General features: G+C 73.5%; 11 protein-coding genes. 8 read left to right on the top strand and 3 right to left on the bottom strand.

Annotated features, from left to right (window positions below; all coding sequences use genetic code 11):
• Window positions 1-2: 2 nt before the first annotated feature.
• From ACFFHU_RS15050 to ACFFHU_RS15040, 3 genes are all read left to right on the top strand, one after another.
• The gene (locus tag ACFFHU_RS15050; RefSeq protein WP_377339258.1) at window positions 3-1,142 is read left to right on the top strand and encodes a carboxylate-amine ligase; all 1,140 of its coding nucleotides are present in this window, start codon (window positions 3-5) and stop codon (window positions 1,140-1,142) included.
• 8 nt (window positions 1,143-1,150) lie between these two features.
• Window positions 1,151-2,524, top strand: a complete 1,374-nt coding sequence (locus tag ACFFHU_RS15045; RefSeq protein WP_377339256.1) for an FAD-dependent oxidoreductase — start codon at window positions 1,151-1,153, stop codon at window positions 2,522-2,524.
• A gap of 160 nt (window positions 2,525-2,684) precedes the next feature.
• Window positions 2,685-3,584, top strand: a complete 900-nt coding sequence (locus ACFFHU_RS15040; protein ID WP_377339254.1) for a DUF72 domain-containing protein — start codon at window positions 2,685-2,687, stop codon at window positions 3,582-3,584.
• 132 nt (window positions 3,585-3,716) lie between these two features.
• Here ACFFHU_RS15040 and ACFFHU_RS15035 read toward each other — a convergent pair whose 3' ends face one another.
• Together ACFFHU_RS15035 and ACFFHU_RS15030 are read right to left on the bottom strand one after the other, a co-directional pair.
• Window positions 3,717-4,976, bottom strand: a complete 1,260-nt coding sequence (locus tag ACFFHU_RS15035; RefSeq protein ID WP_377339253.1) for a hypothetical protein — start codon at window positions 4,974-4,976, stop codon at window positions 3,717-3,719.
• A complete protein-coding gene (locus ACFFHU_RS15030; protein ID WP_377339251.1) occupies window positions 4,973-5,656 on the bottom strand; it encodes a SigE family RNA polymerase sigma factor in 684 nt (227 codons plus the stop codon). Before ACFFHU_RS15030 ends, ACFFHU_RS15035 begins: the two co-directional genes overlap by 4 nt.
• A gap of 147 nt (window positions 5,657-5,803) precedes the next feature.
• Between ACFFHU_RS15030 and ACFFHU_RS15025 the strand changes: the two genes are divergently transcribed.
• Both ACFFHU_RS15025 and ACFFHU_RS15020 read left to right on the top strand, forming a co-directional pair.
• The gene (locus ACFFHU_RS15025; protein WP_377339250.1) at window positions 5,804-6,946 is read left to right on the top strand and encodes a glycoside hydrolase family 53 protein; all 1,143 of its coding nucleotides are present in this window, start codon (window positions 5,804-5,806) and stop codon (window positions 6,944-6,946) included.
• Window positions 6,947-6,964: 18 nt separating this feature from the next.
• Window positions 6,965-7,591, top strand: a complete 627-nt coding sequence (locus tag ACFFHU_RS15020) for a DUF1707 SHOCT-like domain-containing protein (protein WP_377339248.1) — start codon at window positions 6,965-6,967, stop codon at window positions 7,589-7,591.
• Between the two features lie 7 nt (window positions 7,592-7,598).
• Here ACFFHU_RS15020 and ACFFHU_RS15015 read toward each other — a convergent pair whose 3' ends face one another.
• Window positions 7,599-8,429, bottom strand: a complete 831-nt coding sequence (locus tag ACFFHU_RS15015; protein ID WP_377339246.1) for an Fpg/Nei family DNA glycosylase — start codon at window positions 8,427-8,429, stop codon at window positions 7,599-7,601.
• Window positions 8,430-8,642: 213 nt separating this feature from the next.
• Between ACFFHU_RS15015 and ACFFHU_RS15010 the strand changes: the two genes are divergently transcribed.
• The 3 genes from ACFFHU_RS15010 (at window position 8,643) to rocD (ending at window position 12,004) form a co-directional block, all read left to right on the top strand.
• Complete coding sequence (locus ACFFHU_RS15010) at window positions 8,643-9,638, top strand: thrombospondin (RefSeq protein ID WP_377339243.1); 996 nt, start codon at window positions 8,643-8,645, stop codon at window positions 9,636-9,638.
• Window positions 9,639-9,929: 291 nt separating this feature from the next.
• Entirely contained in the window at window positions 9,930-10,790 is an 861-nt protein-coding gene (gene ddaH / locus ACFFHU_RS15005) for a dimethylargininase (RefSeq protein ID WP_377339241.1), read from the top strand.
• Entirely contained in the window at window positions 10,787-12,004 is a 1,218-nt protein-coding gene (gene rocD, locus ACFFHU_RS15000; protein ID WP_377339239.1) for an ornithine--oxo-acid transaminase, read from the top strand. Before ddaH ends, rocD begins: the two co-directional genes overlap by 4 nt.
• The last annotated feature ends 42 nt before the right edge of the window (window positions 12,005-12,046 follow it).

Below are 12,046 nucleotides of genomic sequence, written 5' to 3'. Positions count from 1 at the left end.
GCATGGCGCCAGAGGTTGCCGAGCAGGTCCAGCCGGCGAGGGTGGCCGAGACCGACCTGCTCACCGTCGGGGTCGAGGAGGAGTTCCTGCTCGCCGACCCCGCGACCGGCGCGGCCGTGCCGGCCGTGCACGCCGTGCTGGAACGGGTCCGACCGGAGCTCGCCGGCCAGGTGCAGCTGGAGTTCCAGACCAGCCAGATCGAAATCGGCAGCCCGCCCGGGCTGGAGCTGGCGGCCCTGCGGCACTCGCTCGCGCTGCTCCGCGCCGGCGTGGCCGAGGCGGCCGAGGAGGCCGGCGCCCGGCTGCTGGCGGTCGGCACCGGACCGATGCCCGGCCCGGTGCCGCCGGTGGTGGACAAGCCGCGCTACCACGAGATGATCGAGCGGTTCACGCTGCTGGTGCCCAGCCCGGGCACCAACGGCATGCACGTGCACGTGGGCGTGCCCGACCCGGAGCTGGCGGTGCAGGTGCTCAACCACCTGCGCCCGTGGCTGCCGATCCTGCACGCGGCCACCGCCAACTCCCCGTATTACGAGGGCGTGGACACCGGCTACGCGAGCTGGCGGTCCATGCTCTGGGAACGGTGGCCGTCCACCTCTCCCACGCCCTGGCTGGAGTCGTACGCGCACTACCAGCGGCTGGTCGACCAGCTGATCACCACGGGGATGATGCTCGACGACGGGATGCTCTACTGGTATTCCCGGCTCTCGGCCAGCTACCCGACGGTCGAGATCCGGATCGGCGACGTCTGCCCCTCGCTGGACGACACGATTCTGATCGCCGCGCTGTGCCGGGCCGTGGTGGCCACGGCCGTCGTGGACATCGAGGCGGACCGGCCGGCGCCGCGGCTCGAACACCACCGGCTGATGGGCGCGCACTGGCGGGCCGCGCACGACGGACTGGAGGGCCAGGCCGTCGACCCCGAGACCGGCGATCTCCGGCCGGCCTGGCACGTGCTGCGCGGGCTCTTCGAGCGGGTACGCCCGCAGCTGGAGCGGCACGGCGACCTCGGCCTGGTGACGTACCTGCTGGGTAAGCTGCACAGCCACGGCACCGGCGCGGCACGGCAGCGGGCCGTGTTCGACCGGACGGGCCAACTGTCGGACGTGCTGGACGACCTGGCCCGGCAGACCCGCGGATAGGGGTGGCTGTGCCGGAACGCCTGGTGGTGATCGGTGGCGACGCGGCCGGGATGTCGGCCGCGTCGCAGGCCCGACGCCGTCGCAAGCCCGCGGACCTGGAGATCGTGGCGTTCGAGCGGGGACACTTCACGTCCTACTCGGCGTGCGGCATCCCGTACTGGATCGGCGGCCTGGTCGCCGACCGGGACGCGCTGATCGCCCGCTCCCCCGAGACGTTCCGGGCCGAGCACGACATCGACGTCCGGCTCCGGCACGAGGTGATCGGCATCGACCTGGACCGGCGGGAGGTGCTGGTCCGGAATGTCGACACCGGCACCGAGTCGCGGGAGTGGTTCGACCAGCTCATGTACGCGGCCGGCGCCACCCCCCGCAAGCCGCCGTGGGCGCGCGTCGACGCGCGGGGGATCTTCGGGGTGCAGACCCTGGACGACGGCACCGCGCTGCGCGCCTGGCTGGACGCCGACCCGGGACCGCGGCACGCGGTGGTGGTGGGCGGCGGCTACATCGGGGTCGAGATGGCCGAGGCGATGATCCAGCGGGACCTCACGGTCACCCTGGTCGAGCAGGGCGACCAGCCGATGTCCACGGTGGATCCGGACATGGGCGTGCTGGTCCGGGACTCCATGTGCCAGCTGGGGATCGACATCCGGACCGGCTGCACGGTCACCGGGCTGACCGTGCGGGACGGCCGGCTGAGCGCGGTGGAGACCACCGACGGCACGCTGCCGGCCGATCTCGTGGTGGTGAGCACCGGCGTACGCCCCAACAGCCGGCTGGCGGCCGATGCCGGCCTGCCGATCGGGGTGACCGGCGGCATCCGGGTGGACCTGCAGATGCGGGTGCTCGGCGCGGACCGGGTGTGGGCGGCCGGCGACTGCGTGGAGACCGTGCACCGGCTCACCGGCCAGCCGGTGCACGTGCCGCTCGGCACGCACGCCAACAAGCAGGGCCGGGTGGCCGGGCTGAACATCGGCGGCGGGTACGCCACCTTCCCGGGCGTCATCGGCACGGCGGTGACCCGGGTCTGCGACCTGGAGGTGGCGCGTACGGGCCTGCTGGAACGCGAGGCCGAGGACGCCGGCTACCAGTACGTGAGCACCCGGATCGAGTCGACCAACCGGGCCGGTTACTTCCCCGGCGCCAAGTCGATGACCGTGAAGCTCATCGCCGAGCGGCGCAGCGGCCAGCTGCTGGGCGCGCAGATCGTGGGCCGGTCCGAGGCGGCCAAGCGGATCGACGCGCTGGCCGTGGCGCTGTGGAACTACATGACCGTGGACGAGATGGCCGGGCTCGATCTCGGCTACGCGCCGCCGTACGCCCCGGTGTGGGACCCCGTGCTGATCGCCGCCCGCAAGGCCGTCGACGCCATCCACGCCGGCTGACCCGCAAGGAAGGGCCCCTTGTTATCGCTTTTTGTATAGCAGGGGCCCCCTCTTAACGCCCCGGCGGCCGGGTAGGCGTCGGCCGGCGGGGCGTCGGCCGGAAATTGGCGAATTACATTCATGTAGTTTGGGAGGGGCCCATTCCGGTCAATCGATTGGCATGGGCGAGATCCGGGTGGGAACGTCGTCGTGGGCGGACCGGCTGCTGCTGGCGTCGGGCTGGTATCCCCGCTCGGTGAACACCCCGGCCGGCCGGCTCGGCTACTACGCCCGGCAGTTCGACCTGGTCGAGGTGGACACCAGCTACTACGCCATCCCCGCGCCGGAGACCACGGCCGCCTGGGCCGACCGCACCCCCGATGGCTTCACCTTCGACATCAAGGCGTTCAGCCTGTTCACCGGGCACCCCACCCCAGCCGCGGCGCTGCCCGCGGACCTGCGCCCGGCCACCGCCACCGGCCGGGTCCGCCGGCGGGACCTGCCGGACGGCGCGTACGACGAGCTGTGGCGGCGGTTCCGGGCGGCGCTCGACCCGCTGGCCGCGGCCGACCGGCTCGGCACGGTGCTGCTGCAGTTCCCGCCGTGGTTCGCGTACGGCGAGGCGGCCCGGCGGCGGATCCTCGAGCTGGCGGAGCGCTGCCGCCCGGCCCGGGTGGCAGTGGAATTCCGCAACGGCTCCTGGTTCGACGGCGACAACGGGCTGCGCACCCTCACCTTCCTGCGCGAGCACGACCTCTCGTTCGTCTGCCTGGACATGCCGCAGGGACATCCCTCCTCCATTCCACCGGTCGTGGTCGGCACGGCCGAGCCCGCGGTGGTCCGGTTCCACGGCCGGGCGGCCGCCTGGTCCGGCGGGGACAAGCAGGAGAAGTTCCGGTACGCCTACGCCGAGGCCGAGCTGCGGGAATGGGTCGGGCTGCTCACCGAGCTGGCCGACGGGTGCGCCGAGGTGCACGTGCTGTTCAACAACTGCTGCGGCGACCAGGCCCAGCGGGACGCGGCCACCCTGGCCGCGCTGCTCGGCCGCCCGGCGGACGTGCCCGCCGCGCACCCGGCCTGAACCTTGCGGCGCGGGCACCACACCGCGCGCGGGGTGCGGCGCCCGCGCGAGGTGCGGCCGCGTCCCCTCCCGGAGTACGACCGCGCCGAACGGGGCGGCCTGCCCAGGGCCTGACCGCACCGCCGGGTCGAGTCAGCGGCAGCGCCAGACCACGGCGCGCGGCTTGGTGCTGCCGTTTCCCGACAGGTCGTCGAGCTGCCCGCCGACGGTACGGCCGTCGTCGCTGAGGAACCCGACGTTGGCGGAGTACCGTCCGGGAGGGTTGGCGAGCAGGGGCAGCCGGACCACCTTCGAATCGGTGAGCATCGCCCCGTCGAACTCGCCCGTTCCACCCGCGACCCAGCCCCGGCCGTTGCCCACCGCCGGCTCCGCCACCTCCCGGGCGAACGGGACGTATCGCCGATCGGCCAGGCGCAGCCGCACCGGGTGGATCGACACGCTGCCGCCGGATTCGAGGTAGGCCGCGCCGGTCACCCAGCCACCGCCGATGGAGATCGGATGCAGGCTGGTGGCCGTACGCCCCTTGACGGTCGGCATGGGCAACGCGTACCCCGACCCGCCGCCCGCCGGCCAGACGAACCCGATGCTGGCGACCTTGCCCGGGCCCGGCTTGATCTCGCCGACGATGTTGCCCTCGGCGTCCACGTCGGTGGCGCTGCCGCGCCAGCCGGGGCCTGGCAGCGAGAGGTCCCGCGCCGGCTGGTCCGGCGCCGGCCAGACGACCGGAACGTGACGGTCGCCCTGCTCCCGGTCCCCGACGATCCGGCCGGCCTCGTTGATCGCCCAGGCTCGCCCGTGCTCGACGCCGGGAAGGGCGCGGACCCGGCCGTCCTGGTAGACGTACGGCGTCGGATGATCACCGTGGTAGCTCGAACCGACCGCCGTCCCGGCCGGGTTGGCGTCGTCGAGCGACTGCTCCGACCCGGGCATGTCGACCGAGGTGGGCCGGCCGTCCGTCCAGACGAGCACTGCACGATCCTGCCCGGCGCCCATCCGGTACCACCGGCCCAGGATGATCCGGCCGCTCGGGTCGCCGCCGGTCACGTCGCTCTCCACCATCGGGTTCGGCACGCTCAGGAGCCTCGCCGAGCAACTGGTGGGCTCGGGGGCCGCGGTGGCAGACGGGCTGGCCGCCGCCGGTGACCCGGACCGGCCGGCGGGGTCGGCGGGGTGTCGCGCCGTGCCCGCACCCACCCGGCCGAGCACCGCCGTGGGAACGACCACGGCCAGCGCCACCGCCGCGGCCGCGCCGCCGGCCAACCAGGTACGCCGGACGCGCCGGCGGCGACGACCCTCGGCCATCGCGACGCGCAGGTTCACCCGACTCGGGCCGGGTGGCTCGGCATCGAGCCGCCGGATGGCCGTGATCGTGGCCTCGTCCTGATCCCTCATCCCGCCCTCCTCGTCATCCGATCCGCCGGGACCCGCCGGCCGGCCGCCGACATCGCGTCGCCAGGCCGATCGGTACCGCAAGCCGCCGCGCTGCCCGGCCCGTCGGCGCCGCGAACCGCCGCGCCACCCGGCCGATCCGTACCCCGAGCCGCAGCCCTGCCCGGCCGTTCGCCGCCGGCGGGCGGCGCGGCGCCCGGTGGACCGGGGCTCAGCAGCCGGCGCAGCGCCGCGAGGCCGTGCGAGGTCTGGCTCTTGACCGTGCCGGCCGAACAGCCCAGCAACCGGGCCACCTCGTCGACCGGCAGGTCGTGCAGGAACCGCAGCACCAGCACGGCCCGCTGCCGGGGTGGAACCCGGCCCAGCGCCGCCCGCAGGTCGGCCCGCTCCGCGACGTCCACCGCGGGCGACCGCTCGACGTCCGGGGTCGCGCCGAACAGGCGCACCCGCCACCAGCCCTTGCGCTGGCCGTCCAGGAAGACCCGTACCAGCACCGTCCGGACGTACGCGTCCATGTTGTCCGCCCGGGTCGTCCTGGACCAGTGCAGGTACAGCTTGGTGACGGTTTCCTGCACGAGATCGTCGACCTGATCGGGGTCCCCGCACAGCGACCAGGCGAGCCGGCGCAGCGCCGGCAGCCGGCCCGTGAGGTAGTCGAGGTACTCCTGATCCGCTGTGGACATCGTCCCACCTTCGTCGTGGTCTCCCGTCTTCGACGGCCGGCCGGCACGAATCGGTTGTACGGCTCATACATATTCACTGCTCTCGATGCTAGGGTTCGGCTCGGGACCACCGGAGGCGGTGAACCGGGACCCGAAGGGAGTTCGCCGATGATTGCGCGCTGGACCCGCCGCAGGGCCGGGATCGCGCTGCTGGCGGCGGCCGCGATCGTGCCGGCCGCGATGGTGCCGGCCGTTACCCCGGTCGGGGTCGCCCCGGCGTCGGCGGCCAACTCGCTGAGCATGCTGGGCGCGGACGTCTCGTCGGTGCAGCGCGCGCTGGACGTCGGCGCCCGCTACTACGACGCGGGCGGAACCGCCCGGGACCCGCTGGACATCCTCCGGTCGGTCGGCGTGAACTACGTCCGGCTGCGGGTCTGGAACAACCCGGCCAGCGGCTACAACAACAAGGCCAAGGTCCTGGCGTACGCGCGGGCGGTCAAGGCCCGCGGCCTCCGGCTGATGATCGACTTCCACTACTCCGACACCTGGGCCGATCCGGGCAAGCAGTACAAGCCGGCGGCCTGGGCCGGGCACGGCATCGGTCAGCTGCAGAGCGACGTCTACAACTACACGTACGACGTCTGCGCCAGTTTGCGCTATCAGGGGACCACACCGGACAGCGTGCAGCTGGGCAACGAGATCAACGTGGGCATGCTCTGGGACGACGGCAAGGTGGTGAACAACGACTTCGGCAACCTCGCCCTGCTGCTCAAGGCCGGCTACAACGCCACCAAGGCGTGCAGCGGCGGGACCCAGGTGGTGATCCACACCGCCGACGCCGACAGCGACGCCCACGCGCGCTGGTTCTACGACGGCATGGCGGCCCGGGGCGTCAACTGGGACCTCACCGGCCTGTCGTACTACTGCATGTGGCACGGCTCGCTGGCCAACCTCTACAACGTCATCGCCGACGTCCGTTCCCGGTACGGGCGGCCGGTCGTGCTCGCCGAGACCGCGTACCCGTTCACCGCCGCGAACGCGGACGGCACCGGCAACTCGGTCACCGGATCGGAGCCGTGCTCCGGCTACCCCGCCACCTGGACCGGGCAGGCCGCCGAGTTCACCGCCGTGCAGAACACCGCCCGCAACGCCGGCGCCGTCGGCGTCTTCTACTGGGAGCCCACCTGGTACGCCGTCCCCGGCAACGGCTGGGACCCGGCCGACATCGCCAACAGTGGCGACGGCTGGGACAACATGGCGGTCTTCAACTGGACCGGCCGCCTCAACCCCGGCATCCGGTGGACGCCGTAACGGTTAAGCTCTGCCACCGTGGAACCACAGCCGCCGGGCGAGGACCGGCTCCGGGTCTCCGACGCCGAACGCGAGCAGATCGTGGAGTTGCTCGGCCAGGCCGCCGCCGAGGGCCGGCTGACCCTCGACGAGTACGCCGAGCGGGCCGCCACCGCACACTCGGCGCGGACCCGGGGCGAGCTGGCCAAGCTGACCGACGACCTGCCGGTGCCCCGTCCCGCGGCGACCTCGCAGGTCACGCCGTACCAGACGGCTGCTCATCAGCCGGCCGCATACCAGCCGGCCGGATACGAGCCGGCCGGCGAGCGGCTGGTGGCGATCTTCGGGAACGAGTCCCGCAAGGGTCGCTGGTCGGTGCCCGCGCGGGTGGAGGCCCGGTCGATCTTCGGGGACTGCCACATCGAGTTGCAGGACGCCCAGCTCCAGCACCCGGTCACGGTGATCGAGGCCACCGCGGTGTTCGGCTCGATCACCGTCTTCGTCCCCGAGGGCGTCGACGTCCGGCTGACCGGCAGCGCCGTCTTCGGGTCGAAGGAGTCGAAGATGGAGGGCGCGCCGCAGCACGGCGCGCCGGTGGTCGAGGTCCGGTGCCTGGTGCGGTTCGGGTCCGTCACCGTCCGCCCGCCGAAGCGCCGGTGGTGGTGACGGCGGCTCAGGTGGTGGCGCGACGCCGGCGCGCCGGCTGGCAGCGCGGACACCAGTACGCGTTACGACCGGCCATCGTCCCCGCCGCGATGGCGGTGCCGCAGACGTGGCAGGGCTGCCCGGCGCGGCGGTAGACGTACACCTCGCCGCCGTGCCGATCGACCCGCGGCGGCCGGCCCATGGCCTCGGGCAGGTGCTCGTCCCGGACCGTGTCGATCCGCCCGCGCGCCTCGGCCACGGTCATCAGCTCGCGTAGGTCCGCCCAGAGCGCGTCCCAACGGGGCCTGCTCAGCCGCCGGCCCGGCAGCGTCGGCGGGAGCCCGGCCCGGAACAGCGCCTCGGTGACGAAGATCAGCCCGGTCCCGGCCACCACGGACTGGTCCAGCAGCAGCCCGGCCAGCGGCGTGGGGCTGCGCCGGATCCGCTCGAACGCGCGATCCGGCTCGGCTTCGGCGCGCAGCGGATCCGGGCCCAGCCGGTCGCGCAGCGCCGCCACCTCGGGCGGGTCCAGCAGCTCGCACGCGGTCGGCCCGCGCAGCTCCAGCCAGTGCCGGTCGCTCACCAGCCGCAGCCGGACCTGCCCGACCGGCGCGGGCGGCTCACCGGCGCCGTCGGTGACCTTCCCGTACAGGCCCAGGTGCACGTGCAGGGTCAGCCCGCCCGAATAGTGGTGCAGCAGGTGCTTGCCGTACGCCTCGGTGGCGTCGAGCACGGACCCGGACAGCACCGCGGCGCCCTCGACGAACCGGCCCTGCGGGCTGCTGGCCAGCACCTTGTCGCCGGCGAACAGGTCCCGGTGCCGGGCCGCCAGCCGGTGGATCGTGTGTCCCTCAGGCACACGAGCCAGCCTATCCGCTGGCCGTGGTGGCGGTGGCGGACAGGTGACGCGGCGGCGATCGTCGGTCCCCGCAGTCGGCTGAGCCGGTCCGCGTGCCACCGTCGGGCGGGCCGGAACTGGGAGTGTCGTGATCACGGCGTCGGGGTATCTCCACAGGTGTCTGCGTAGGCACGCAACGGATCGGGCCCGCGCGCGTACCTGGAGGTGTTTGTGGTGAAGCTTCCCTCGCTCTCCCGTCGCCGGGGGGCCGAGCCGGCCCGAGACGTCGACGGTGACGGTCGGGCCGACGATCTGAACGCGGACGGCCGCATCGACGCCGCCGACGACCGGCTGGCCGACGACCGGCTGAGTGACGGCGACCGGTTGGCCGACGACGGCAGGCTGGACGGCGCCCACCGCGCCGACGACACCGACCGGGCCGGGGCGCCAGCGCCACCCGTCGGTACGCCCGCGGTGGCAGAGCGGACCAGCGAGCCGACGACGTACCGCAGCGCGGCGGCCGACGAGGCCGGCGACGCGGACCGCCGGTCGGACCGGGAGCGGCGCGCGGCCGAGCGGGCCGCGACGGCCCGGGCCGCCACCGCACGGTCCGCCCGCACCAACACCGGCTCCTACCCGACCGTCACCGACCGGACCGCGGACGCCGAGCGGGCGCCGGGGAGCGACCAGACCACCGTGGTCACCGATCGGAACGCCGGACCCAACTCGACGAACGAGCGGGTGGCGCCGGCGGACGACCCGGACCAGACCGTCGACAACCGCGGCGCCCTGCGTACCCGGACCGGCGCGGCCGCCGGCACGGCGGCCCTGGCGGACGAGCGCACCGACCCGGACCTGGCCGGCACGGCCGAGCCGCGCCGCGACGTGGTCGTGGACCGTGGACCCCGCCCGCGGGCCAGCCTGCTCGCCACGCTCAGCCTGATCTTCGGGGTCAGCGCCGCGCTGTTTGTGCTCACCGGCACGCTGGCCGGGTACGGCATGGTGCTGGGCGGCGTGGCCGCGCTGCTTGGCGTGGCCGGGCTCTCCGCCACCCGGCGGCGGCACGTGGCCGGCACCACCGAGGCCATGATCGGGCTGGTGCTCGGGCTGGGTGCGCTGGTCCTGGGCATCCTCGCCATGACCGGGCAGTTCGGTTGGCCGAGCACGAGCGGCGACTGGGTGCCGCGATTCCGGGAGTGGCTCGACACACAGTTTGCGGACCGATTCTGAGGGCATGAATACGACCAGCCGGTGATGCACCGGTGGTGAGCGCGAAGGCAAGTGGTGGTTCACCCGGCGTAGCGCAATTGAGGGGCGGCGGTTCGCCGCCCCTCAGGCGTTTCCGCCGAAACCACGGCCGGCGCAACAAACCGTCGGTGACCTGGGGATCAGACGCAACGATCGGCCGCATGACGCAAGCCTCACCAGTGGTTGCCGACGCTGCGGGCCACATAGCGTTGGGGGCGGCGCCAGCCCGCGAGCCGGTCGTGGCCGGGCGCGCCCGACCCTGGGAGCACTGTGATGACGTTGGACGCGACGGGCCCGACCGGGCCGGCGCCCTCCGGCCCGCGGGCCGAGCACCGGCACTTCCTGATGTGCCGGCCCACCCACTTCGCCGTCGAGTACGCGATCAATCCGTGGATGCATCCGGAGCAGCCGGTTGATCCACAACGCGCCGTCGCTCAGTGGGACACGCTTCGCCGGACGTACCTGGACCTCGGCCACACGGTCGACGAGATCGAGCCGCTGCCCGGCCTGCCCGACATGGTCTTCGCGGCCAACGGCGCGACGGTGGTGGACGGCAAGGCGATGTCGGTGCAGTTCCGGGATCCGGAGCGGGCCGACGAGGCCCCCGCCTACCGGGCCTGGTTCGAGCGCGCGGGCTTCGAGATCCACGACCCCAAGCACATCAACGAGGGCGAGGGCGACATCCTGCTGGCCGGCGACCTCCTGCTGGCCGGCTTCGGCTTCCGCACCGCCCACGCCGCGCACGCCCAGCTCCAGGAGGTGTTCGGCCGGCCGGTCATCGGCCTCCAGCTGGTCGACCCGCGCTTCTACCACCTGGACACCGCGCTCTGCGTGCTGGACGAGCGGACCATCGCGTACCTTCCCGAGGCCTTCTCCCCGGGTAGCCGGGCGGCGCTGCGCCGGCTGTTCCCGGACGCGGTGCTGGCCACCGAGGCCGACGCCGCGGTGTTCGGGCTCAACTCGGTCAGCGACGGCCGGCACGTGGTGCTGCCCGTGCAGGCCACCGGCCTGGCGGCGGCGCTGCGCGACCGCGGCTACGAGACCATCGGAGTGGACCTGTCCGAGCTGCGCAAGGCGGGCGGCGGGCCGAAGTGCTGCACGTTGACCGTACGCGAGGGAAGGGCGACCCGATGATCGTCGAGGGCATGCTGCGCACCCCGTCCGCCGTGGCGGACGCGGAGCGCTGGACCGCACACAACTACCACCCGCTGCCGGTGGTGATCACCTCCGCCGAGGGCGCCTGGCTCACCGACGTGGACGGCCGGCGCTACCTGGACTGCCTGGCCGGCTACTCGGCGCTGAACTTCGGCCACCGGCACCCGAAGCTGATCGCCGCGGCGCACGCCCAGCTGGACCGGCTGACCCTGACCAGCCGCGCGTTCGTGCACGACCAGTTCGCCGACTTCTGCCACGAGCTGGCCGAGCTGTGCGGCAAGGACCTGGTGCTGCCGATGAACACCGGCGCCGAGGCGGTGGAGACCGCGATCAAGGTGGCCCGCAAGTGGGGGTACGAGGTCAAGGGGGTGCCCGCCGGCCAGGCCACGATCGTGGTGGCCGAGGGCAACTTCCACGGCCGGACCACCACGATCGTCAGCTTCTCCACCGATCCGGACGCGCGCGACGGCTTCGGGCCGTACACGCCGGGCTTCCGGATCGTCCCGTACGGCGACCTGGCGGCGCTGGCCGACGCCATCGACGACACGACGGTGGCCGTGCTGATCGAGCCCATCCAGGGCGAGCAGGGCGTCGTGGTGCCGCCGGCCGGCTACCTGCCCGGCGTCCGGGCGCTGTGCACCGAGCGCAACGTGCTGTTCGCGGCCGACGAGATCCAGTCCGGGCTCGGCCGTACCGGCGAGACCTTCGCCTGCGACAACGAGGGCGTCACGCCGGACATGTACATCCTCGGCAAGGCCCTCGGCGGCGGCATCGTGCCGGTGTCGGCCGTGGTGGCCGACCGGGACGTGCTCGGCGTGCTGCGGCCCGGCGAGCACGGCTCCACCTTCGGCGGCAACCCGCTGGCCTGCGCCGTCGCGACCGAGGTGGTCCGGCTGCTGGCCACCGGCGAGTTCCAGCGCCGCTCGGCGGAGCTGGGCGAGCGGCTGCACGGCCGGCTGCGCGAGCTGATCGGCAAGGGCGTGGTGGCGGTACGCGGGCGCGGCCTGTGGGCCGGCATCGACATCGACCCGGCGCTGATGACCGGCCGCCGGGCGTGCGAGCTGCTGGCCGAGCGCGGTGTGCTGGCCAAGGACACGCACGGCTCCACGATCCGGCTGGCGCCGCCGCTGGTGGTCACGGCCGAGGAGCTGGACCACGCGGTGGACCAGCTGGCGGCGGTGCTGGCCGGCTGATCCCTGTTAAGAAGGGCCCCTTGCTATACAAAGAGCGATAAC

The sequence above is a fragment of the Plantactinospora siamensis genome (assembly GCF_042434095.1).
In the GTDB taxonomy this organism is placed as follows: Bacteria; Actinomycetota; Actinomycetes; order Mycobacteriales; family Micromonosporaceae; genus KBS50.
Note: the sequence above shows the minus strand (reverse complement) of the source record. Positions and strands in the feature narration are given on the sequence as shown.